This is a genomic window from Corallococcus interemptor (assembly GCF_003668875.1).
In the GTDB taxonomy this organism is placed as follows: Bacteria; Myxococcota; Myxococcia; order Myxococcales; family Myxococcaceae; genus Corallococcus; species Corallococcus interemptor.
The window spans coordinates 1-20,589 of sequence record NZ_RAWM01000073.1; the positions used below are offsets into that span (position 1 = coordinate 1).

Annotated in this window: 21 protein-coding genes; 7 read left to right on the plus strand and 14 right to left on the minus strand. The window is 69.2% G+C overall.

Going from position 1 to position 20,589, the window contains the following annotated elements; all coding sequences use genetic code 11:
• Positions 1–276 (plus strand): hypothetical protein (locus tag D7X96_RS40480; RefSeq protein ID WP_208647363.1); only part of this gene is annotated, 276 nt, incomplete at its 5' end.
• Positions 277–890: 614 nt separating this feature from the next.
• On the opposite strand, the gene D7X96_RS23840 is transcribed toward D7X96_RS40480, so the two are convergent.
• Both D7X96_RS23840 and def read right to left on the minus strand, forming a co-directional pair.
• A complete protein-coding gene (locus D7X96_RS23840; RefSeq protein WP_121770792.1) occupies positions 891–1,595 on the minus strand; it encodes a sterol desaturase family protein in 705 nt (234 codons plus the stop codon).
• Between the two features lie 4 nt (positions 1,596–1,599).
• Entirely contained in the window at positions 1,600–2,139 is a 540-nt protein-coding gene (gene def, locus D7X96_RS23845) for a peptide deformylase (protein ID WP_120549556.1), read from the minus strand.
• 59 nt (positions 2,140–2,198) lie between these two features.
• Between def and D7X96_RS23850 the strand changes: the two genes are divergently transcribed.
• Complete coding sequence (locus D7X96_RS23850) at positions 2,199–2,681, plus strand: nuclear transport factor 2 family protein (protein ID WP_120549555.1); 483 nt, start codon at positions 2,199–2,201, stop codon at positions 2,679–2,681.
• A gap of 11 nt (positions 2,682–2,692) precedes the next feature.
• Here the strand turns inward: D7X96_RS23850 and D7X96_RS23855 are convergent, their stop codons facing one another.
• The 6 genes from D7X96_RS23855 to D7X96_RS23880 all read right to left on the minus strand — a co-directional run bounded on the left by D7X96_RS23855 (position 2,693) and on the right by D7X96_RS23880 (position 8,201).
• Positions 2,693–4,135 carry a hypothetical protein gene (locus tag D7X96_RS23855; protein ID WP_121770793.1) on the minus strand — a complete coding sequence of 481 codons (1,443 nt, stop codon included), beginning with the start codon at positions 4,133–4,135 and terminating at the stop codon, positions 2,693–2,695.
• A 67-nt stretch (positions 4,136–4,202) separates the two neighbouring features.
• Positions 4,203–4,712: a hypothetical protein gene (locus D7X96_RS23860; protein WP_120549561.1), complete on the minus strand. Its 510-nt coding sequence runs from the start codon at positions 4,710–4,712 to the stop codon at positions 4,203–4,205.
• Between the two features lie 44 nt (positions 4,713–4,756).
• A complete protein-coding gene (locus tag D7X96_RS23865) occupies positions 4,757–5,374 on the minus strand; it encodes a DUF2378 family protein (protein ID WP_120549553.1) in 618 nt (205 codons plus the stop codon).
• Between the two features lie 47 nt (positions 5,375–5,421).
• On the minus strand, positions 5,422–6,531 hold the full coding sequence (locus tag D7X96_RS23870) for a 3-oxoacyl-ACP synthase III family protein (RefSeq protein WP_120549552.1): 1,110 nt from the start codon (positions 6,529–6,531) through the stop codon (positions 5,422–5,424).
• Between the two features lie 405 nt (positions 6,532–6,936).
• On the minus strand, positions 6,937–7,470 hold the full coding sequence (locus tag D7X96_RS23875) for a hypothetical protein (protein WP_120549551.1): 534 nt from the start codon (positions 7,468–7,470) through the stop codon (positions 6,937–6,939).
• A 131-nt stretch (positions 7,471–7,601) separates the two neighbouring features.
• The gene (locus tag D7X96_RS23880) at positions 7,602–8,201 is read right to left on the minus strand and encodes a vegetative protein (protein ID WP_244219703.1); all 600 of its coding nucleotides are present in this window, start codon (positions 8,199–8,201) and stop codon (positions 7,602–7,604) included.
• Positions 8,202–8,309: 108 nt separating this feature from the next.
• Here D7X96_RS23880 and D7X96_RS23885 point away from each other — a divergent pair, with 108 nt between their 5' ends.
• The 3 genes from D7X96_RS23885 to tkt all read left to right on the plus strand — a co-directional run bounded on the left by D7X96_RS23885 (position 8,310) and on the right by tkt (position 12,554).
• A complete protein-coding gene (locus tag D7X96_RS23885; protein WP_120549549.1) occupies positions 8,310–9,158 on the plus strand; it encodes an AAA family ATPase in 849 nt (282 codons plus the stop codon).
• A 22-nt stretch (positions 9,159–9,180) separates the two neighbouring features.
• Positions 9,181–10,386, plus strand: a complete 1,206-nt coding sequence (locus D7X96_RS23890; RefSeq protein WP_120549548.1) for a vWA domain-containing protein — start codon at positions 9,181–9,183, stop codon at positions 10,384–10,386.
• Positions 10,387–10,496: 110 nt separating this feature from the next.
• Entirely contained in the window at positions 10,497–12,554 is a 2,058-nt protein-coding gene (tkt, locus tag D7X96_RS23895; RefSeq protein ID WP_121723439.1) for a transketolase, read from the plus strand.
• Positions 12,555–12,650: 96 nt separating this feature from the next.
• Here the strand turns inward: tkt and D7X96_RS23900 are convergent, their stop codons facing one another.
• The 5 genes from D7X96_RS23900 to D7X96_RS23920 all read right to left on the minus strand — a co-directional run bounded on the left by D7X96_RS23900 (position 12,651) and on the right by D7X96_RS23920 (position 16,946).
• Complete coding sequence (locus D7X96_RS23900; protein ID WP_121770795.1) at positions 12,651–14,153, minus strand: hypothetical protein; 1,503 nt, start codon at positions 14,151–14,153, stop codon at positions 12,651–12,653.
• Positions 14,154–14,381: 228 nt separating this feature from the next.
• A complete protein-coding gene (gene truB / locus D7X96_RS23905; protein WP_121770796.1) occupies positions 14,382–15,278 on the minus strand; it encodes a tRNA pseudouridine(55) synthase TruB in 897 nt (298 codons plus the stop codon).
• Positions 15,275–16,354: an AAA family ATPase gene (locus tag D7X96_RS23910; protein WP_121770797.1), complete on the minus strand. Its 1,080-nt coding sequence runs from the start codon at positions 16,352–16,354 to the stop codon at positions 15,275–15,277. The genes truB and D7X96_RS23910 overlap by 4 nt, the downstream gene beginning before the upstream one ends.
• Before the next feature lie 26 nt (positions 16,355–16,380).
• The gene (locus D7X96_RS23915) at positions 16,381–16,623 is read right to left on the minus strand and encodes a hypothetical protein (protein ID WP_120549543.1); all 243 of its coding nucleotides are present in this window, start codon (positions 16,621–16,623) and stop codon (positions 16,381–16,383) included.
• On the minus strand, positions 16,623–16,946 hold the full coding sequence (locus D7X96_RS23920; protein WP_121723435.1) for a hypothetical protein: 324 nt from the start codon (positions 16,944–16,946) through the stop codon (positions 16,623–16,625). Before D7X96_RS23920 ends, D7X96_RS23915 begins: the two co-directional genes overlap by 1 nt.
• 87 nt (positions 16,947–17,033) lie before the next feature.
• Here D7X96_RS23920 and D7X96_RS23925 point away from each other — a divergent pair, with 87 nt between their 5' ends.
• Entirely contained in the window at positions 17,034–18,614 is a 1,581-nt protein-coding gene (locus D7X96_RS23925; protein WP_121770798.1) for an LVIVD repeat-containing protein, read from the plus strand.
• Positions 18,615–18,677: 63 nt separating this feature from the next.
• On the plus strand, positions 18,678–20,246 hold the full coding sequence (locus D7X96_RS23930) for an LVIVD repeat-containing protein (RefSeq protein ID WP_121770799.1): 1,569 nt from the start codon (positions 18,678–18,680) through the stop codon (positions 20,244–20,246).
• 22 nt (positions 20,247–20,268) lie between these two features.
• On the opposite strand, the gene D7X96_RS41075 is transcribed toward D7X96_RS23930, so the two are convergent.
• The gene (locus D7X96_RS41075; protein WP_233609863.1) at positions 20,269–20,463 is read right to left on the minus strand and encodes a PAS domain S-box protein; all 195 of its coding nucleotides are present in this window, start codon (positions 20,461–20,463) and stop codon (positions 20,269–20,271) included.
• Positions 20,464–20,589: the final 126 nt, after the last annotated feature.

The window sequence follows — 20,589 nt, forward strand, 5'->3', positions numbered from 1 at the left end:
TCCCTTCTCGCTGCGCTTTTCAGCGCTGCTCTTGAAGATGAAGATGCCCTCAAAAAATTGACTGCGGTTTCCGCAATCCATTACTGCTTGGGCTTGCTATTTGGTTTTCAAAGACCGAGCCGCTTGTGCTGCTTCGCGACTTTTGCTACCGTCTACTTCGTTGCCGGTTTTGTTTCAACCGGCGGGGTTGCAGCTTCTATTTCAGTTCGCAGTCAGCGTCAACTTCGCTTTTGCGTCCTGCGGGCTGTCTCGAATCTCGTCGGCGCCGTCCAGTGACTTCCGCCGCTTCGTTTCGAGGGAGGCGGCTTCTACTTCGGCGCCGTCTTCCTTGTCAACCGCTCGCTGTCAGCTTTCCTCACCGCCTTGCGTCCGTCGTGTTGTCTTCCGGACTGCTGCTTCTTCGGTGGGGCGCGGCTTCTATCTCTTCGCCGCGTTCACTGTCAACTCGCTTGGTTGACCGCCCTATTTTCTTGTCGGTGCTGCTCTCTCTAACGAAGTGCCTTCCGCGCCAGTGCGCGGGCTTCGAAGCGAGGGGCGCGGCTTGTACCACCACCGCATCCGCGATCAACCATTTTGGTGGCGACCGTTTGCTGCTGACCGCTCCGAGGTTCCGAGCTGCTGCCTTCGGTTCCTTGCGAGCGGGGCGCGGCTTCTACCTCTTTGCCGCGTTCGGGATCAACATCCTTCGTCGATCCTTTTCTTCCCCCCGCGCTGACTTTCCGAGGCCCGGGGGCCGACGGTTCGTTGCGCGGGGGTCCAGTCTCTAACGCTTCGATTCGGCGACGTCAAACCCTGATTGATCCGGGCCTGATCATTCCTCCCGAGACGCCCGGGATATGGGCACGCCGTTCCAGGGTGTGAACCCCCGGCTCCGGCTTTCTTTTTCCCCGTCACTCCCCTCGGCGAGCCGCCTGCTCCTCGTCCGGTGGGGCGCGCCACCGCGTTCCGAAGAGCCCGTCTCCGAGGGGAAAGGTGATGTTGAAGTTGTGGCGCCCCATCCGGCTGGGATCGTGGTGCACCTGGTGGTGGCGCCTCAGGAAGGAGATGCCGGGCAGGCGGGCGCTCCAGTGGCTGCCCGGCAGGTGCGTGGTGAAGTGCACCCACTCGTACGCGAGGTAATAGCCGAGCGCCGTGGCGGCGAAGAGCCAGCCTGCGTTGGGGGAGATGAGCAGGAAGCAGAGCGCTCCCAGCGGCGCGGCGATGGCTCCCAGGAAGAAGAGGAGCAGGACCGGGGGAAAGAGCACCATCTTGAAGTCCCGGGGGGACTCGTAGGCCATCGCCTCGTGGGTGAAGAAGCGGTGGTGCTGGACGGTGTGCCGCTCGAACACCAGGCCCAGGCCCCGGGTGCGGTGGTGCATGGGGCCCCGGTGGCCGAGGAACTCGATGGTGTTCGCGAGCGCGATGACCGCGGGGACTCCGAGCAGCTCCCAGAGCCGGGGGGCCTCCACCTGGCTCAGCGCCAGGGCGATTCCTCCCAGGCATACGAGGCTGGTGAAGGCGAAGTGGGCCTGCCCCCGGTAACCGGGCCCGATGACCTGGGCCCGGTACTCCTCACGGAAGGCCTGGACCTTGCGGGGGACGGGGCGCGGGTCCATTCGCTTACGAGCGCTTCGTTCCCTTGTCCTGCGAGGGCTCGTCCTTGCGGCGCGCGAGCGACTTCTGCAGTTTCAGCATGCGCTCCTTGATGAGCTTCTGCTTCAGGCTGCCCAGGTGCTCCACGAAGACGTGGCCGTCCAGGTGGTCGATTTCGTGCTGGAGCACGTGGGCGAGCCGGCCGTCCGCCTCCAGCTCGTGCCACTCGCCCGTCTTGTCCTGGTAGCGGACCTTCACGCGCTCGACGCGGGGGCACTTCTCCCAGACGTCCGGTACGGAGAGGCAGCCCTCCTCGTACTTCACGCTCCCCTCCTTCGAGAGAATCTGGGGGTTCACGATTTCGAACTGGGTGCCGTCCTCGCGGCCGACGATGGCCACGCGCAGGGCGACTCCCACCTGGTTGGCCGCGATGCCGATGCCCTTGGCTTCCGCCATGGACTCCGACATCTCCTGGAGGAGCGTCTCGAGTGCCGGGCCGAAGTCGGTCACGGGCTGGGTGGGCGAGGTGAGAACCTTGTGGGGCCAGATGACGATGTCGCGAGCCATGCGACGGACTCTGCCATGCGGCCTTTTCCATTGCTCGGCCGTTCCGCTAGACCGGTGACATGCACCCGCACTCCCAGCTCATCACCGACTTCTATTCGGCCTTCCAGCGGCGCGACGCGGACGGCATGGCCGCCTGCTACCACCCGGACGTGGAGTTCAACGACGCCGTGTTCCAGGGCCTGCGCTACGCGGGGGCCACCTCCATGTGGCGCATGCTGCTGGAGCGCGGCAAGGACCTGGAGCTCGACTTCAGCCAGGTCCAGGCCGATGACCGCACCGGCAGCGCCCACTGGGATGCGCGCTACACCTTCAGCCAGACGGGCCGGAAGGTGCTCAACCGCATTGATGCGTCCTTCGAGTTCGCCGACGGGAAGATCATCCGCCACACCGACCGGTTCCCCTTCTGGACCTGGTCGCGGCAGGCGCTGGGGCCCGTGGGATGGGCGCTCGGGTGGACTCCGCTCCTGCACAACAAGGTGCGCGCCCAGGCGGCCGCGGGCCTTCGCAAGTACATGAAGGAGCGCGGCATCACCGGAGCTTGAGGGCCCCTGACTCACTCCCGCACGTCGAGCGTCTTCAGCGTCACGGGCTCCCTGGGGGCCCGCCGTGACAGGGACGCCTCGCAGCGCACCTGGCCCATCCAGTCCGTGTAGCGCAGCGAGGCCTTGCCGTCCGCGTGCAGCCACAGCGTCGCGTGGCCGTGGTTGCCCCGGTCCTGGCGCACGCCCGTCCACTCCGGGAAGCGCGGCCGGGATTCGAAGAAGCGCACCGGCGCCACCGGGTACTCCGGGGCGTCCTTCCGCTCGGAGGGGAAGCCTCCGTGGCCCAGGCTGGCGCCGAGGAAGGGCAGGCCCGGCGCGCGGTCATAGAGCGCTCCGGCCTGGGCGCCTCCCCAGCACCAGAGGTCCACCCACTCGCGCTCCACGACCAGCGCGCGCAGGTCCTCGGTCACCAATGGGTGCAGCCGCGCCGCGTCCGGTCCGTAGGGCGCGGCGTGGCTCAGCAGGATGTTCATCGCGCCCCGCCGGCGTCCTTCCGACAGGCGCTGCTCCAGCCATTGCAGCAGCGCGGGTTCGCGGTGGCGGCCCGCTTCGAACCAGGCGGTGTCCAGGCCGATGAGCTGGAAGCGCTCCGCGGCGAGGCAGAAGTAGCTGCCCTCCTGCGGGTGACGGGGGCCCGCGCCCCGCCGCTCGTCCAGGTAGCGGAAGTAGGCCCCCGCGCCCGAGCGCATCTCCGGCGGCGCGTTCAGCGTCAGGAGCGACGTCGTCCCGAGCAGCGGCTCCAGCGGCCCCGCCACGTGCGCGTCGAATTCGCCCTGGCGGCCCGAGTAGAAGACGCCGCCCAGGTGCACCGCGCAGTCCAGGCGCTCGCCGCGCATCACCAGCTGCCGGGCGATGTAGCGGGAAGCGTATTCGCCCGTGCCGAAGTCTCCGAAGAGCGCCACCTCCACCGGGCGGCCGGGCTCCGGCTCCCGCAGCGGATAGACGAAGCGGCTCTTCGCCCCGAAGTGCCAGCGGAACGGGGCCTGCTTCACCGCCGCGCCCTGCTCCAGCCACACGGGGCCGCTGAACAACAGCCAGCCGCGCAGGTCCGCCCGCGGCTCGAAGCGCGTGCGCGCGGGGTCGATGGGGATCTCCTCCGTCCTCAGCGGGAAGGTGAAGTCCGCGGGCAGTCCTCCCGTGCCCTGACGGGCGTGGCGCTCCGTCGCGTCCAGCTGCTCCTGGAGCTGGCCGGGGTCCGTGAAGAGCAGTTCCAACTCGCGCAGCGCTTCGACGAACGCGCCCACCGTGACCCTCGCGCCCAGGCCGCTCTCCGTCCAGCGCAGCACGTCCTCCGGCTCGCGCAGGAAGGCGGACTTCAGCGCGTCCAGCTCCTCCGCGCCGAGGAGCGGCAGGTCCGTGTCCTCCGGCGGCGGTGCCTCCGATGGCGCGCCCCTACCGCTCGCGGGCGGCCGGTAGCCGAGCGATTCGTAGAGCGGATTCCACCTGCTTTCCATGCGTCCCCCTCGTGATGGCGTCGGATGACCCGGGACGTATTCTCCCAGGCAACCCCGACATTCCGGCTCACCCTGGGGTGCTGGACGCGGCGTCCTTCCGGAAGGCGTAGAGCGTGTAGTACGAGCCCGTGGCGAAGCCGGGCAGCTTGAGCGGGTTGAACACGCTCAGGTTGGACATCACGCCCCCCACGAAGCCCGGCGGCACCTCCACCAGCTTGAGCGCGCCGCCCGCGAGCACCACGCCCGACTGGGGCTGGTCATTGCTCACGAGCGTGCACTCGCCGGACGCGCTGAAGGCGCCCACCGGCAGGACGAAGCGTGCATGGAACGGCACCTGCGTGCCCGGGGTGAAGGCCCGGTCCGTCAGCCGGAAGCAGGCCGTCGCCGAGCCCACCCTTTCGTAGGTGCCGTCGCCCACGGGCACGTAGAGGCCGGCGCCCAGCTTCACCGTGGGGGTGAAGGGCGCCGCGGCGCACACCGCTTCATCCGGCGGCGTCGCGGCGTCCTCCTGCGAGCGAAAGGCATACACCCACTCCGTGCCGGACTGCAGCCGCACCGTGGCTCCTGCCTGCGCCATGCTCGACCCCATCCTTCTTCAGGACCGCGGGTTGTCTGCTCCGGTCACTGCCAGGACAGCGCGTACTCCGTGTCCACCGGGCCCGTCTGCCGGCCCTTCACCTGGACGCCCCGGGCGCCCAGGGCCTCGATGACGGCCTGGAGCACGCCCTCGTGGTACGCGGGCGGCATGAAGTCCCGCTTCATCAGGAGCTTGCCCGCGCGGTCGCTGGACCACTCCACGCTGCGGTCGCCGTAGCTCACCGCCGCGCGGTAGCCCGTGGGCAGGTTCGTCACCAGGCGCTTGGGGCTGTCACCCGCGAGCAGCAGCAGCGTCTTGCCCGCCGCGGACGACAGGAAGTCCGTGGTCGCCTGCGTGCCCATCTTGCGCAACATCGCGTCGAAGCCGCCCAGCTGCGGCCCCATCAACTGCGCTCCCGTGAAGGACAGCTTCAGGAAGCCCGACACCGGGTAGTTGAAGAAGTCCACGAACTTCTTCTCCTGCACCGCGGCCAGACACTTCTCCACCGCGGCGTCGCCACCAAGGATGCGCACCGCGTTCAGCGCTCCGTTGAAGAACATGCCTCGTGCCGTGTCGTCGGGGGTCGCCAGGGCCAGGCGCTTCTCCAGGTCCTGGGCAATGGCGGGCTCCAGGACCACGACTTCCTTGCGCTGCTCACTCATAGAGGGGGGAATCTCCGGGGGGGAGGAGATGACAACACCCGTGCGCGCTACAGCCGCACGAGCTGGGCGCCATAATGGACGTTGGCGCCGACGGCCGCCACCACCACCAGGTCCCCACTGCCGAGTGAAACACGACCCTGCTCCAGGTCGTCCGCCAGCAGAATCAACATCCCGGCCGCGGACGTATTGCCAATGCGATCCACGTTGCAGGCCACGGCCTCCTTCGGCAGGCCCGCGCGGCTCACGAACGCGTCCATCACCCGCTTGTTGGGCTGGTGGAAGTAGTAGCGCTTCACCTGCTCACGCACCGTGGGCGTGAGCACCGCGTCCAGGCACTTCTGCATGTACTCCGGGTAGCTGCGCGCGACCTTGAAGCCGTCCACCACGAAGGCCATGTCGGCCGGGCGCGTGCGACCTGGCTGGTAGGGCAGCTTCAGCATGCCGCCGCCCCGGCGCGACACCAGCTCCGCGTACGCGTTGCCGGAGAATGAGGAGAGGATGCCCGGGCCGTCCTCGTCGCCCGGCTGCCTGCGCAGCACCACCGCGCCCGCGCCGTCGCCGAAGACATACATGGACAGGTACGCGTTGAGCGCCTTGGGGCGGCCCGGCGTGGGGGGCAGTTCGTCCGTGTAGACCTCGCGGTTGAGCAGCGGGGACGTGAACGCCGAGGCCACCACCGCCACCGTGCGGAAGCGGCCGCCGTCCATCATCTTGCGCACCAGGTCCAGCACGTACGGCGTGCCGCCGCAGCCGTCATCCACCACCAGCGCGAAGGCGTCCTCGCGCAGGCCCAGCCGCTCATGCAGCACCATGGCGTCGTGGTTGAAGTGCGGCGCGTCCGGGGTGCACGTCACCACGAAGAGCGCGTCCAGCTCCTTCGGATCCACGCCGCCGCGCGAGAGGGCCTGGCGCAGCGACACCTCACACATGTCCGTGTTCGTCGCCGGGTAGAAGCGCCCCAGCACGTCGTCCGGCGGGGGGATGGCGCGGCCCGTCTCGTCGTCGAAGTCCCAGAGGAAGCGGCGCTCCTTGATGCCAATCTTCTCTTCGATGCGGGCGGCCGACCAGCCGGGGATCGCCTTGGCGATCCGCTCGTTGGAGATGGTCCGTGCTGGGACGAACGAACCCGCACCCACCACACACACCCGTTCGGTCATTTCCATGGCCTCGCGATTTCACAGCCTTGCCGGACGGGATGGATTCCCTGGCTGGGGTGCCTAGAGCACGTTCCAGGCCACCTCCTAAGCCCTCGGAAAGACGGAGTTCCGGTTTCTGGACGCGTCATCCGTGAAGGGCGAGCGACGCCAGAACACCCCCTCAGGCCTGTGAAATCCGCAGGATGGGGAATGCTTCAAAAGTGAAGTCACCGGCGTGGAATGAAGCACACGCGATGTGTCAATTCACTTTTGGTAATACTGAATACACAGACCGTATCTACCATCGGGCCGGCGATATCAATGACCCCCGAGTCGGCCGGGTGATCACCTCTTGTATTGCGCGAGCCGGGACCGATTGGATCCCCCCGCGACCGATTTCCCGGCCGCGGGGGTCCGCTGCTTCACTCAGAAGGGGATGTTGTCGTCGTCGCCGGGGGGCGGGATTTCGCCGTCGTCCGGCGGGTTGCCGTAGCCGTAGCCACCGCCCCGGCCGCCTCCGCCACCGCCGCGCGCGGGGGGCTCGCCGCCGCCACCCTCACCGCGCTGCCGGGCAATCTCCGCCTCGATGGCGGCCAGGAGCTGGCGCTCCTTGTCGTGCCAGCGCGACTTGCTGGGGTCCGCCAGGGAGCGGCGCGCGCCGTTGGCGTAGAACTCCAGGTCCTGGAGGCTGGCGCCGTAGACGGGGGCGCCCTTGCTGCGGCCGTAGTTGGGCAGGAGCGTGCCGTCGCCACCACCACCACCGCCACCGGACGGGGCGCCCGAGGACGCGGGACGGCGGTACGCCGGGGCCGACGCCGCGACGGGCGTGGCGCTCATGGACAGCTCGCCCAATTGCAGCGTGAAGCCTTCGTCGTTCCGGTACGCCGTGCCCACCCGGACCTGCTCCACCGAACCGTCGGGACGGCGGACCGCGACGGTGACTGGATATTGCTCGCTCATGGGGCCGGGATTCACACCTCCACGGCCCGCATGTCAATCGAAGGAAGCACTGCGTGTCGGGCCCGAGGCACGCACGGCGGGCCGCTGGGGGCGACCCGTCACGCGGGGACCACCGGGGACGACGTCCTCCGTCAGGTCAGCGACACCATGCCGCCGCCGGAGCCCTTCTTGCGCACCCACGCCTTGGGCTTGGGCGGCGCCGCGGGCGCGGCCGGTTTCGCGGCTTCCTTCAGCGCCTGGCTGCCCGCGCGGCCTCGCGGCAGCGTGACGTCCGGGACCGACTGCGACTTCGCTCCATCCACCCACGCCTCCGGACGGCGGCCGGTGCGGATGAGCAGGCGCAGCTTCTGGTAGTGCGCCGAGCAGTAGCCCTTGGAGCGGCTCTGGCGCTTGCAGCCGATGACGGCGCAGGCCTGGTTGTCTTCCGCGGCGGCGGCCTTCGGCGGACGGCCCGGGCCCCTCGCGGCGGGCGCGGCGGCGGCCTTCGGCGGACGGCCCGGACCCCTCGCGGCGGGCGCGGCGGCCTTCGGCGGACGGCCCGGACGGCGGCGGACCGGCTCCGGCGCCAGCGAGGGCGTGCGCACGCCCGCCACGGCCCCGAGGCGGCTGGAGAGCGGCGCCAGCCGTTGAATCATCTCCCGCAGGTCGTCCAGCGCATCCAGCCCATTGGCCATCCGGGCGACGGCCTTCTGAACGGGAGCCAGTTGCAGTTGCAACTCGCGACGGACCATGTCGCGCAGTTCGGTCTCAAGAGAAAGTGGGGCCATGTGGGGCAGGATATACACCCAACCGCCTGGGGAGGGATGGAAACATTCCCCGGGATGTTAAAGGAACCAACCATGACTCCGGTTCCCACCCCTGTTCGCTTCCGCGGCACCGACTCCTACCTCACGAGCGAGGGCCTGCAGGCGGCCGTCAATTGCGCCCTCACGCTCCAGCGTCCACTGCTGGTCAAGGGCGAGCCCGGCACCGGCAAGACGCTGCTGGCGGAAGCGATTGCGCAGGGACTGGGATTGAAGCTGCTCACCTGGCACGTGAAGAGCACCACGCGCGCGCAGGACGGCCTGTATGTCTACGACACCGTGCAGCGGTTGTATGACTCGCGCTTCGGGGACGGGGACGTGCGAGACATCCGGCGATACATCCGCCTGGGGCCGCTGGGCGAGGCGTTCGCCGCTCCGGAGCGCGTGGTGTTGCTCATCGACGAAGTGGACAAGGCGGACCTGGAGTTCCCCAACGACCTGCTCCACGAGCTGGACCGGATGCGCTTCCGCATCTCCGAGACGAACGACGAGGTGGTGGCGAAGCACCGCCCGGTGGTGCTCATCACCAGCAACAACGAGAAGGAATTGCCTGACGCGTTCCTGCGCCGGTGCGTGTTCCACTTCATCGACTTCCCGGAGCGCGAGCTCATGCAGCGCATCGTGGACGTGCACCACCCGGGGCTGGATGCGTCGCTGGCGGACCAGGCGCTCAAGGTCTTCTACGAGCTGCGCGCGATGACGCGTCTGCGCAAGCGGCCCTCCACCAGTGAGCTCGTTGACTGGATTTCCGTGCTCAAGGCCAACGGCGTGGTGGAGCTGAAGCTGGATGAACAGCTGCCGTTCCTGGGCGCGCTGCTCAAGAAAGAGCAGGACCTGGTGGCGGTGGCGGAGGCCTTCGGGCGCGGCCGGCGGACTCGCGCTTAAGGCAGGCTTGGGAGGCCACGCCATGTTCCTGCCGTTCTTCTACGAGCTGCGAAAGCGCGGGGTGAAGGTGGGCGCGCAGGAGGCGCTTGCCCTGGCCGGAGCGCTGAAGGCCGGGCTGCATGACAGCAGCCTGGATGGTTTCTATCACGTGGCTCGCGCGCTCCTCGTCCACTCGGAGACGCAGCTGGATGCCTTTGACCAGGCGTTCCTCGCGCATTTCCAGGGTGTGGCCTCCGACGCGCTGAAGCTCACCGAGGAGCTGTTGTCCTGGCTGGAGGAGGCCAAGGAGCGCACCGACCTGAGCCCGGAGGAGCTGGCGCTCCTGGAGCAGTGGGATCCCGAAGAGCTGCGCCGGCAGCTGGAGCAGCGGCTGAAGGAGCAGACCGAGCGCCACGACGGCGGTACGCGCTGGGTGGGCACGGGCGGCGCGTCTGCCTTTGGCAACAATGGCATGGCCCGGCAGGGCGTGCGCATTGGCGGCACGGGCGGGCGGCAGGGCCAGGCGCTGTGGCAGGCCGGAGCGCGCAAGTACGCGGGCTACCGCGACGACCTGGTGCTGGACACGCGGCAGATGGCGGTGGCGCTGCGCAAGCTGCGGGCCTTCGCGCGCGAGGGCGTGGCGGAGGAGCTGGACGTGGACGAGAGCATCGCCGCCACCGCGAAGAACGCGGGCGAGCTGGAGGTCGTGACACGTCCGCCGCGCCGGCCCAACACGCGCGTGGTGCTGTGCATGGACGTGGGCGGCTCCATGGACCCGTACGCGCACCTGGTGAGCCGGCTGTTCAGCGTCGCCAGCCAGGCCACGCACTTCAAGGAGCTGCGCACCTACTACTTCCACAACTGCGTCTACGGGAAGCTGTACGCCACGCCGCAGCTGACGGGCGGCATCACCGTGCCGGAACTCACCGCGCAGGTGGGCCGGCATCACAAGCTGGTGATGGTGGGGGACGCATCCATGGCCCCGTATGAGCTGGGCATCCGCACGGATGCCAATGGCCAGTACCGGCAGGAGGGGCTGGAGGGGCTCACGTGGATGATGCAGCTGGCGCAGCACTTCGAGCGCAACGTGTGGCTCAACCCGGAGCCTCGGGGGTCGTGGCGCTCGGGGACCATCGCGGTCATCGCCAATGTATTCCCCATGTTCGCCCTCACGGTGGAGGGGTTGGGTGAGGCAGTGAACCATCTGACCCGGGGGAAGACGCCCCGGGGCGCGATGGCCCGGCGGTAATTCCCGGAAAGGGGCGTGCGCCTGCCGACGGACGGGCGTGTTTGGTGCGGCGCAGCGGCCCCGGTTACGGCATGGTGCGCCCGCGACGCAGGCTCAGCGCGGGAGGCCGCATGACGACCGAGAAGATCGATACCCAGGCAATCAACACCATCCGCACGCTGTCCATGGACGCGGTGGAGAAGGCCCACTCGGGCCACCCGGGCGCGCCCATGGCGCTGGCCCCCGTGGCCTACCAGCTGTGGCAGCAGGAGCTGCGATACGACCCGGCCACGCCGAACTGGCCGGACCGCGACCGCTTCATCCTGTCCAACGGCCACGCGTCCATGCTGCTCTACAGCCTGCTGCACCTGGCGGGCGTGAAGCGCGTGAAGGACGCGAAGGTGCTGGACGTCCCGGCCGTGTCGCTGGACGACATCCGCAACTTCCGCCAGCTGGACTCGGCGACGCCGGGCCACCCGGAGTACCACTGGACCACCGGCGTGGAGACCACCACCGGCCCCCTGGGCGCGGGCGTGTCCAACAGCGTGGGCATGGCCATCGCCAGCAAGTGGCTGGGCGCCCACTTCAACAAGCCCGGCTTCGACCTGTTCACCCATGACGTCTACGCGCTGTGCGGCGACGGCGACATGATGGAGGGCGTGGCGAGCGAGGCCGCGTCGCTCGCGGGCCACCTGAAGCTGCCCAACCTGTGCTGGATCTACGACAGCAACCACATCTCCATCGACGGCAGCACCGACCTGGCCTTCACCGAGGACGTGGGCCGCCGCTTCGAGGGCTACGGCTGGCGCGTGCTGAAGGTCACCGACGCCAACGACCTGGACGCGCTGTCCAAGGCCTACAAGTCCTTCAAGGACGAGCGCGGCAAGCCCACGCTCATCATCGTCAACTCGTTCATCGGCTTCGGGTCGCCCAAGAAGCAGGGCTCCGCCAGCGCCCACGGCGAGCCCCTGGGCGCGGAGGAGATCAAGGCCACCAAGAAGGCCTACGGCTGGCCCGAGGACGCGCAGTTCCTGGTGCCCGACGGCGTCCCGCAGCGCTTCCAGGAGCGCCTGGGCGCGCGCGGCAAGGCGCTGCATGACGCGTGGGAGAAGTCCCTGGCGGACTACCGGAAGCAGCACCCGGAGCTGGCGCGCGAGCTGGACGCGCTGCTCAAGCGCGAGCTGCCCGAGGGCTGGGACAAGGAGCTGCCCGTGTTCCCCGCGGACGCGAAGGGCATGGCCACGCGTGAGTCCGGCGGCAAGGTGCTCAACGCGCTGGCGAAGAACTACCCGTGGCTGGTGGGCGGCTCCGCGGACCTGAACCCGTCCACGAAGACGTACATCTCCGCGTCCACGTCCATGAAGCCGGGCGAGTACTCGGGCCGCAACATCCACTTCGGCGTGCGCGAGCACGCGATGGGCTCCGTCGTCAACGGCCTCAACCTGAGCCACGTGCGCGGCTACGGCGCCACGTTCCTCATCTTCAGTGACTACGAGCGCCCCGCCATGCGCCTGTCGTCCCTGATGGAGATCCCGTCCATCCACATCTTCACCCACGACTCCATTGGCCTGGGCGAGGACGGCCCCACGCACCAGCCGGTGGAGCAGCTGATGTCCCTGCGCGCGGTGCCGGGCAACATCGTGCTGCGCCCCGGTGACGCCAACGAGGTGACGGAGGCGTGGCGCTACATCGCGCAGCAGAAGCACCACCCGGTGGTGCTGGTGCTGTCGCGCCAGCCGGTGCCCACGCTGGACCGCACGAAGTTCGCGCCTGCTTCCGGCGTGGCGCAGGGCGCGTACACGCTGCTGGAGGCGGAGGGCGGCAAGCCGGACGTCATCCTCATTGGCACCGGCACGGAGGTGGCGCTGGTGGTGGAGGCCGCGGAGAAGCTCAAGGCCGAAGGCGTGAAGGCCCGCGTGGTGAGCATGCCGTCGTGGGAGCTGTTCGAGCAGCAGCCCCAGGAGTACCAGGACCGCGTGCTGCCCCCGGACGTGAAGGCTCGCGTCTCCGTGGAGAAGGGCGCGGCGTTCGGCTGGGAGCGCTGGGTGGGCCACACGGGCAGCGTCATCGGCATGCGCAGCTTCGGTGCGTCCGCGCCCATCAAGGCGCTGCAGCAGAAGTTCGGCTTCACCGTGGAGAACGTGGTGAAGGAGGCGCACGCCACCATCGCCAAGGCGAAGAAGCAGTAACGCGCCCGCGAAAAAAACAAGTGCCCCGGACCCTCCCCCGAAGGTCCGGGGCACTTCAGACTTCTGGCTTCAAATCCCCCCCACTGCCACTGCTCATCAGGCCGCGAAGAACACGGGGCGCGTGGGGCGCGGGTTGCTGATGAACTTCATCTCGTTGATCATCTTCTTGAAGTCCTTCTGGCCGATGCCCGTGGAGCCCTGGGCCTGCGCGCGGGTGGCGTACTTCTCGTAGGTGTCCACGACCTTCTTCGCTTCCGGCGTGAGGCGGTCGTAGTTCTGGCGGGCCCACTTCATCGTGTCGGTGAACTCGGTGCCGGCCGCCTGGCCGTCCAGGTCGCCCGCGCCCTTCTCGATGGCGGCGGTCAGGTCGCTGCCGGAGATCTTCCCCTGCTTGGCGTCCAGGCCCTCCAGCGCGTTGCGCATGGAGCTGTCGTGGAAGGTCTTGAAGGCCTCCATCTTCTTGAACATGGCGTCGGCCTCCTTCTGGGTCATGCCCTCGGGGCCCGCCTTCTTCGCGGCCTGCTGGTAGGTCTTGAGGACCTGCTTCGCCTCGGGCGTGAGGCGGCTCTCGTTCTTGGCGGCCCACTTCTCGAACTCCTTCAGCTCGGAGGTGGAGGAGTGGCCGTCCTTGTCGGAGATGCCCTTCTTGATGGCCTCGGCGAGGTCCTCACCGGAGATGGGGCCCTGCTCCTTGTCGAGCGCCTCCGTGGCCTTGCGGGCGCTCACGTCACCGGCGCCCACCTGGCGCATCTCCTTGTTCATGGCGGCGTTCTCCGCGTCGGTGAGGCCGGTGCGGCCCTGGGCCTGGGCGGCCTTGGTGTGCTTGCGGTAGACGTCCAGGACCTCCTTGGCCTCCGGGGAGAGGCGGCTCTCGTTCTTGGCGGCCCACTTCTCGAACTCCTTCAGCTCCGCGCCGCCGGCCTGGCCGTCGTGGTCCGCGGTGCCGGCCTTGATGGCGCGGGCCATGTCCTGGCCGGACACGGTGCCGCCGTGGGTCTTGCTGTCCAGGTTGGCGAGCGCCTTCTTCGCGCTGGCGTCACCCACGTCGCGCATCTCCGCGAGCATCTTCTTGAAGTCGCCCTGGGGGATGCCGGACTCGCCGCGCGCCTGGGAGAGCGCCGCGTACTTGCTGTAGATGTCCATCACCTGGCGGGCCTCCGGGGTGAGGCGCTCGCGGTTGTTGGCGGCCCAGTCCGCGACGGCGCGGTACTCACCGGAGGCGGCCTGGCCGTCCAGGTCCCCGACGGCGGCCTCGATGCTGTCCGCGAACTTCTCCGCGCTGATGGGGCCGGAGGTCTGGTTCAGCTTGTTCATCTCCACCATGGCGCCCACGTCCTTGGGCTGCCAGTTGTCGCGCGGGCCCCAGCAGCCGTGGCCGTGCGTGGAGAAGCCATCACCGAGGTGGCTGTGGCGGGCCTGCAGGTCGTGCAGCTGCGCCTTCAGGCCATCCAGCTGCGACTTCATGTTGTTGATGGTGGCCTTCGTCTCCGCCGCCTGCTTCGCCGGGGACGAGGAGCCGCGAAGGACAGAGAGTTCCTTGTTGCCGAGGGCCGGCTTGGTGTTGAGGGCGGCGGTAGAGAACTTTTCGATCGTGGCCATTTTTGATCTCCGGGAGGAGCGGCTTCCTTTGCGGAAGCGGTCATGCCGGGACCTATTGCTCGCGTCGTGCCAGCCCTGCCCACCTGCACACCCTGAAGGATTCCGTGGGGTTACGCGGTGATGCCGCGAAATCCTGGGTGGTGACAACAGTCACCAGCGGTGATGACTGTCACCATCCCCCCGCCCCCCGGGGTGGTGACGAGAGGCATCACTTCCGGCGCGTCTGTTCTAGACGCCGCCGCGCAGCTCTGTCTCGGGCCAGAGGGCTCCGTCCCCGGGCGTGAGCAGGAAGGTCAACTTCCCCTGGTGGAAGCCTCGCACCGGGCCGGGGGGCTCCGGGTAGCCCGGGGGCAGGCGCCAGTCCGGGGGCTGGAGCGGCGTGGCGGCGATGGATTGGTCCTGGCGTAGCGCGCCCACGTCCTGATCCGTGAGCGCGCGCGAGTGCGTCCAGGGGAGGAGGTCGCGGCCGTGCAGCTCGATGCGGGCACCAGGGCCCGGGTCCTTCCACGGGCCGATGGCCGTGCGCTTCAGCGTGGAGAGGTGCGCTCCGCAGCCGAGTGCGCGTCCCAGGTCCCGGGCCAGGGAGCGGACGTAGTAGCCGCCGCGGCAGGTGAGCTCCAGGACGCTGGCTGTGGGCAAGTTGTGCGAGAGCCAGCGCGCGGTGTGCAGGTACACGCGCGACGGGGGCAGCTCCACGGCCTCGCCCCGGTGGGCCTTGCGGTAGGCGGGCTCGCCTCCGAGCTTCTTCGCGCTGGTGGCGGGCGGGATCTGATCCGTCCAGCCGAGGAACGGGCGCAGTGCTGCTTCAAGGCGCTCGGGCGTGAGCGCGGTCGCGTCTCCCTGGTGGACGGGGCGGCCGTGCAGGTCTCCGGTGTCCGTCTCCGTGCCCCACTCCACGCGGGCCTCGTAGACCTTGGGCGCGGCGTGCAGGTGTTCGAAGAGGTGCGTGGCCGGGCCCACCAGCATCAGCAGCAGCCCTTCCGCGAATGGATCCAACGTGCCGCCGTGACACAGCGCCGTGCGGCGGCCGGGGCGCGTGGCCTGGGCTTCCTCCTGAAAGGTCCGGACAGTGGCGAAGCTGGTGGCGCCCACGGGTTTGTGCGTGAGGTAGAGGCCGGGCGTCATGGCTTCACCTTCGTCGCGCCCGCCTCTTTCTCCAGGTGCACGGGCGAGGTGCCGGTCTTGTCCGCGATGACGTTGGCCAGGGCCTCCGCGTGCGTCGTCACCCAGATCTGGCTGTGCTCCGAGGCTCGCACGATGAGGCGGCCCAGGGGCTCCAGCAGGTCCGGGTGCAGGCTGGTCTCCGGTTCGTTCAGCGCGAGGAACGGCGGCGGCCTGGGGCTGAGCAGCGCCGCCAGCAGACACAGGTAGCGCAGCGTTCCGTCCGACAGCTCCGGCGCCGCCATGGGCCTCGACAGGCCGGGCATGTGCAGGAAGAGGCTGAAGCGGCCGTCCTCCGCGCGCACCTCCAGCCTGGCTCCGGGGAAGGCGTCGTCGATGCCCTGCTCCAGGGCGCGCTCGTCACCAATCTCCCAGACGGTCTGGAGCGCCGCCGCCAGGTCGCGTCCGTCGGAGGCGAGCACCGGCGTGCGCACGCCCACCTGCGGGTGCCGGGGCAGCGCGTCCGGGTCGGTGCGGAAGTGGTGGTAGAAGCGCCACGCGCTCAGCGTGCGCTGGACCTCGCCCAGTCTGGGGAAGCGGTGCGGTTCGGAGAGTTGATCCATCACCGACTCCGCGCCCCACAGCTCCGTGGGGAACGTGACGCGCGTTCCGTCCGCATCTCGGATGAAGGCCGTGCGGTCCTTGCGCTCCATCAACACCAGACGCCGGCCTCCCGAGTGCGCCCAGAGGTGTTCCTCCTTCACCTCCGGATCCAACGTGAACATCGTGTCACGTGGCGACCCCTGCACCAGGCCGCATTGCAGCTCATAGGTGAGGTCGTCCAGGTCCACCGTCACGCGCAGCCGCACCGGCTTCTTCAGGTCGCGCGGGCCGGCCCACATCACGCTGGGGGTGCCGCCCTCCTCCGCCAGCGTGCGCGCGAGCCTTCCTTCCGCCGCCGCCGCGAGCAGGTAGAGCGCGCGGTACAGGTTCGTCTTGCCGCTGCCGTTGGGGCCCACCACCACGGTCACCGGCCCCAGCTCCAGGTGGAGCTGACGCACGGAGCGGTAGCCTGCGATGTCCAGACGCGTGAGGGCCATGGCGTGCGCGTGAGCCTACCCGGCCCTTACGGAGGGGGCCGCACCTTTGACCGGCCGCTGCCCACCTCCCGGCACAGCGCCCAGAAGTTGTTGAGGACCTTGTTGGAGGGGAGTGCTCCGCCCACGACCAGTGAGCCGTCCGAGCCGGACGGCACCAGCAGCTCCACGTCCAGGGCCCCGGCCACGAGGTGATTCGCGCCGGCGTACAACGCGCGCACCCGTTGGTTGCCCATGACCACCAGCCCCGAGTCCGACGGTTCCCCATCCATCAGGGCGCCATGGACGATGAGGTCTCCGAGAAGTGGGGGAAGGAAGCCACCGGTCCGCCGTGACGCACCAGCGCGTGGGCGAGGATGCACTCCCAGTGCGAGGGGCTCCGTCCGTCGGGGATGGTGATGGGCTCGAAGGCCTTTCGCGTCAGCGCCGCCTCCAGCGCCCCCGCCAGGCTGTCGAGCCATGCGTCCCGCTGGTGCCGCGGGCCCTGCGTGGGCCAGCGGGGCTCCAGGCCCCAGGCGTCGACAACCTTCCCGCCGAGCACGCGGGTGCGCAGGCCGGTGAGCGCGGCTTCGATGTCCGGACGGCGTGGGTGCATGGCGGGCTTCTAGCGCCGCGCGGGGGCTCGCGCATCCGCCTCGGGCGGTGGCATAGACTCGCGGCACTTCTCAGGGGGAACCATCCCATGACGTCTTTCTTTCGCCTCCTGGGCACGGGCCTGTTCGCCTGCGCCCTGTCCCTGTCCGGCTGTAGCGACTCCGACCCGCCGCCTCTCGTGCCGGACGCGGGCACGCCGGAGCCCAAGCCCCTCATCGAGCGCGGCGACTACGTGGACGTAGTCCCCAACGAGCCGTGCATGGACCCGGCCTACTGGTCGCCCAGGGCGAACTGCACCGACCCGGCCAGCTTCCCGCTCACGGGGTGTGACCTGAACGCGGTGCGCGCCCTGGAGCCTTCCGGCGTCTACCAGGCCCTCTTCCGCTACAACAGCCAGAGCTATTTCGGCTCGGGCTTCCGCCTGGACACCGCCCCCAGCTTCCTGGGCCTTCCCCCAGTGCGCCGCCAGGTGGGCCCCGACGGGCTCTTCCTCACCGCGGAGGTCACCACCTCCGACAGGAAGGTGATGCGCCTGGCGCTCGCGGGCTGCCGCGTGCCGGAGCCCGGCCGCGTCACCGGTTGCTTCGTGCGCTGCACCGACGGCGTGCCGGACTTCTCCGGCACCTTCGATGCCCGGCGGATGAACCTGGCCCACGAAGCGGCCACCGGTGCGCAGCCCCTGCGGCTCGTGTCCGAGACGGCCGTTCCGGTGGGTGACCCCGTGGACGTCTACGTCACCAAGGGCCACGCCTACGTGGTGTCGCTGCCCCGGAAGAAGGAGGAGCCCGGCGGCCTGAGCGTCATCAACGTGAGCGACCCCGCGCGCCCCGTGCTCGTCACCCGCGTGAGCCTGCCCAACGACCACTACTGGAACGGCGTCTGGGCCAAGGGGGACGCGCTCTACGTCGCCAGCGGCAACTCCGGCCTCGCCGTCTTCGACATCACCGACCCGGCGAACCCCCAGTACCTGCGCTCGCTGCCCGGCGGAGCCATCGACGTGCACACCGTGTTCGTGGACGGAGACCGGCTGTACGCCATGTCCCCCTCCCCCAACGGGGAGACGCTGGTGTTCGACGTGGCCTCGCCGCTGGAGCCCCGGCTGCTCAGCCGCCTCACCCTGCCCAACAAGGCGGCGGGCAGCTATCCGCACGACGCGTTCGCCTACGGAGACCGGCTCTACATCAACCACACGCTCAACGGGTACGTCGTCCTGGACGTGAAGCGCCCGGACGTGACGCCCGTGCTGGGCGCGTATTCGTTCTACGGCAACTACAGCCACGCGAACGCGGTGGGCACCATCGATGGACGCACCATCGCCTTCGAGGGCGGCGAGCGCGAGGGCGCGCACCTGCGCGTGCTGGACGTCACCGACCCGGCGAAGATCCGGCTCATCGGCGAGGTGCGCAAGCGCGCGCAGACGTCCATCCACAACATGGTGCTGAAGGGCACGCGGCTGTACGTGGCCTGGTACCACGAGGGCGTGCGCGTCTTCGACGTGTCAAAGCCCGAGGAGCCGAAGGAGGTGGCCTCCTTCGACTCCTTCCAGGAAGCCCACCCGCGCAGCACCGACAGCCTCTTTCAGGGGGCCATCGGCATCCGCGTGCCGGGCGACGGGTACGTGTACGCCGTGGACCTGTCGCGCGGGCTGCTCATCCTCTCCGAGCCATGAGGTAGACTCTCCAGCGCTTCGCGCCGGCCGTGGTTCGCGAAGCCTTTCGGGGGGTTTCATCCGATGACGTCCTTGCTTCGATTCGTAGGCACGGGCCTGTTCGCCTGCGCCCTGTCCTTGTCTGGCTGTAGCGACTCCGGCCCGGGCGACGGCACGATGGATCCTCCGGAGCCCATCGCCGAGCTCACCGACTACGTGGACGTGGTCCCCACCGAGCCGTGCATGGACGCGAACTCCCTGGAGCCTCGCGCGAACTGCACGGACCCGAGCAGCTTCGACCTGTCCGGCTGTGACCTGGCGGCGGTGGGCGCGCTGGAGCCCTCCGGCATCTACCAGGCCACCTTCCGCTACAGCGCCACGAGCAACTTCAGCGGGGGCTTCCGCCTGGATACGAAACCCAGCTTCCTGGGCAACGCCCCCGTGCTCAACGAGGTGGGCCCCCAGGGGTTCTTCATCACCGGGGAGACCTACATCTCCGACACCTCCGTACGGTGGTACGCGCTCGCGGGCTGCCGCGTGCCGGAGCCCGGCCGCGTCACCGGCTGCTTCGTGCGCTGCACCGACGACGTGCCGGACCGCTCCGGCACCTTCGATGCCCGGCGGATGAACCTGGCCCACGAGGAGGACACCGGCGCCCAGCCGATGCGCCTGGTCTCCGAGACCGCCGTCCCGGTGGGCTACCCCGTGGACGTCTACGTCACCAAGGGTCACGCCTACGTGGTGTCCGTGCCCCGGTTCCCGGAGGAAGGCGGCCTGAGCGTCTTCAACGTGAGCGACCCGGCGCACCCCGTATTCGTCACCCGCGTGAGCCTGCCCAAGGACACCTACTGGAACGGCGTCTGGGCCAAGGGCGACGCGCTCTACGTCGCCAGCGGCAACTCCGGCCTCGCCGTCTTCGACATCACGAACCCGGCGGATCCGCAGTACCTGCGCTCGCTGCCCGGCGGCGCCATCAACGTGCACACCGTGTTCGTGGACGGAGACCGGCTGTACGCCATGTCCCCGTACCCCAACGCGGAGACGCTGCTGTTCGACGTGGCCTCGCCGCTGGAGCCCCGGTTGCTCAGCCGCATCACCGTGCCTCACGAGGAGGACACCACCAGCTACCCGCATGACGCCTTCGCGTATGGCGACCGGCTCTACGTCAACCACACGAGCACGGGCTACGTCGTCCTGGACGTGAAGCGCCCGGACGTGACGCCCGTGCTGGGCACGTATGCCTTCAGCGGCCAGTTCAGCCACGCGAACGCGGTGGGCACCATCAACGGGCGCACCATCGCCTTCGAGGGCGGCGAGCGCGTGGGGGCGCACCTGCGCGTGCTGGACGTCACCGACCCGGCGAACATCCGCCTCATCGGGGAGGTGAGGAAGCGCCCGCAGACGTCCATCCACAACATGGTGCTGAAGGGCACGAAGCTCTACGTGGCCTGGTACCACGAGGGCGTGCGCGTCTTCGACGTGGCGGACCCCGCGCACCCGAAGGAGGTGGCCGCGTTCGACTCCTTCCAGGAGGCGCACCCGCGCAGCACCGACAGCCTCTACCAGGGGGCCATCGGCATCCGCGTGCCGGGCGATGGGCACGTGTACGTCGTGGACATGTCGCGCGGGCTGCTGGTGCTGAAGGATCCCTGAGGCGCTGACCGTCGCGCCGGCGTCACTCCGCTTCGATGCGGTTGCGGCCGTTCTCCTTCGCCCGGTAGAGCCGGGCGTCGGCGACGCGCAGGAGTTCGTCCAGGGCCAGGTCCACCAGGGAGCGGCTGTAGAGCTCCGCGTCGCTGAAGCCCAGGGTGCGGCTCCAGGCGTGGGACAGGCGCAGGAAGGTGCCGTCCATGGCGGCGATGCAGAGCATGTCCACGGAGACTTCGAAGAAGCGGTCCTGCTGCTCCAGCGCGGCGCGGGCCTCGCTCGCGTCCAGGGCGTTGATTTCCCCTTCCGCCCAGCACCAGCGGGTTGTCGTGGAAGCGCGGGTCGCTCA

Bases quoted from the DNA above. Each gene is read 5' to 3' on its own strand.
- D7X96_RS23840 (WP_121770792.1), bottom strand. From the start codon at position 1,595: ATGGACCCGCGCCCCGTCCCCCGCAAGGTCCAGGCCTTCCGTGAGGAG.
- def (WP_120549556.1), bottom strand. From the start codon at position 2,139: ATGGCTCGCGACATCGTCATCTGGCCCCACAAGGTTCTCACCTCGCCC.
- D7X96_RS23850 (WP_120549555.1), top strand. From the start codon at position 2,199: ATGCACCCGCACTCCCAGCTCATCACCGACTTCTATTCGGCCTTCCAG.
- D7X96_RS23855 (WP_121770793.1), bottom strand. From the start codon at position 4,135: ATGGAAAGCAGGTGGAATCCGCTCTACGAATCGCTCGGCTACCGGCCG.
- D7X96_RS23860 (WP_120549561.1), bottom strand. From the start codon at position 4,712: ATGGCGCAGGCAGGAGCCACGGTGCGGCTGCAGTCCGGCACGGAGTGG.
- D7X96_RS23865 (WP_120549553.1), bottom strand. From the start codon at position 5,374: ATGAGTGAGCAGCGCAAGGAAGTCGTGGTCCTGGAGCCCGCCATTGCC.
- D7X96_RS23870 (WP_120549552.1), bottom strand. From the start codon at position 6,531: ATGACCGAACGGGTGTGTGTGGTGGGTGCGGGTTCGTTCGTCCCAGCA.
- D7X96_RS23875 (WP_120549551.1), bottom strand. From the start codon at position 7,470: ATGAGCGAGCAATATCCAGTCACCGTCGCGGTCCGCCGTCCCGACGGT.
- D7X96_RS23880 (WP_244219703.1), bottom strand. From the start codon at position 8,201: ATGGTCCGTCGCGAGTTGCAACTGCAACTGGCTCCCGTTCAGAAGGCC.
- D7X96_RS23885 (WP_120549549.1), top strand. From the start codon at position 8,310: ATGACTCCGGTTCCCACCCCTGTTCGCTTCCGCGGCACCGACTCCTAC.
- D7X96_RS23890 (WP_120549548.1), top strand. From the start codon at position 9,181: ATGTTCCTGCCGTTCTTCTACGAGCTGCGAAAGCGCGGGGTGAAGGTG.
- tkt (WP_121723439.1), top strand. From the start codon at position 10,497: ATGACGACCGAGAAGATCGATACCCAGGCAATCAACACCATCCGCACG.
- D7X96_RS23900 (WP_121770795.1), bottom strand. From the start codon at position 14,153: ATGGCCACGATCGAAAAGTTCTCTACCGCCGCCCTCAACACCAAGCCG.
- truB (WP_121770796.1), bottom strand. From the start codon at position 15,278: ATGACGCCCGGCCTCTACCTCACGCACAAACCCGTGGGCGCCACCAGC.
- D7X96_RS23910 (WP_121770797.1), bottom strand. From the start codon at position 16,354: ATGGCCCTCACGCGTCTGGACATCGCAGGCTACCGCTCCGTGCGTCAG.
- D7X96_RS23915 (WP_120549543.1), bottom strand. From the start codon at position 16,623: ATGGATGGGGAACCGTCGGACTCGGGGCTGGTGGTCATGGGCAACCAA.
- D7X96_RS23920 (WP_121723435.1), bottom strand. From the start codon at position 16,946: ATGCACCCACGCCGTCCGGACATCGAAGCCGCGCTCACCGGCCTGCGC.
- D7X96_RS23925 (WP_121770798.1), top strand. From the start codon at position 17,034: ATGACGTCTTTCTTTCGCCTCCTGGGCACGGGCCTGTTCGCCTGCGCC.
- D7X96_RS23930 (WP_121770799.1), top strand. From the start codon at position 18,678: ATGACGTCCTTGCTTCGATTCGTAGGCACGGGCCTGTTCGCCTGCGCC.
- D7X96_RS41075 (WP_233609863.1), bottom strand. From the start codon at position 20,463: ATGCTCTGCATCGCCGCCATGGACGGCACCTTCCTGCGCCTGTCCCAC.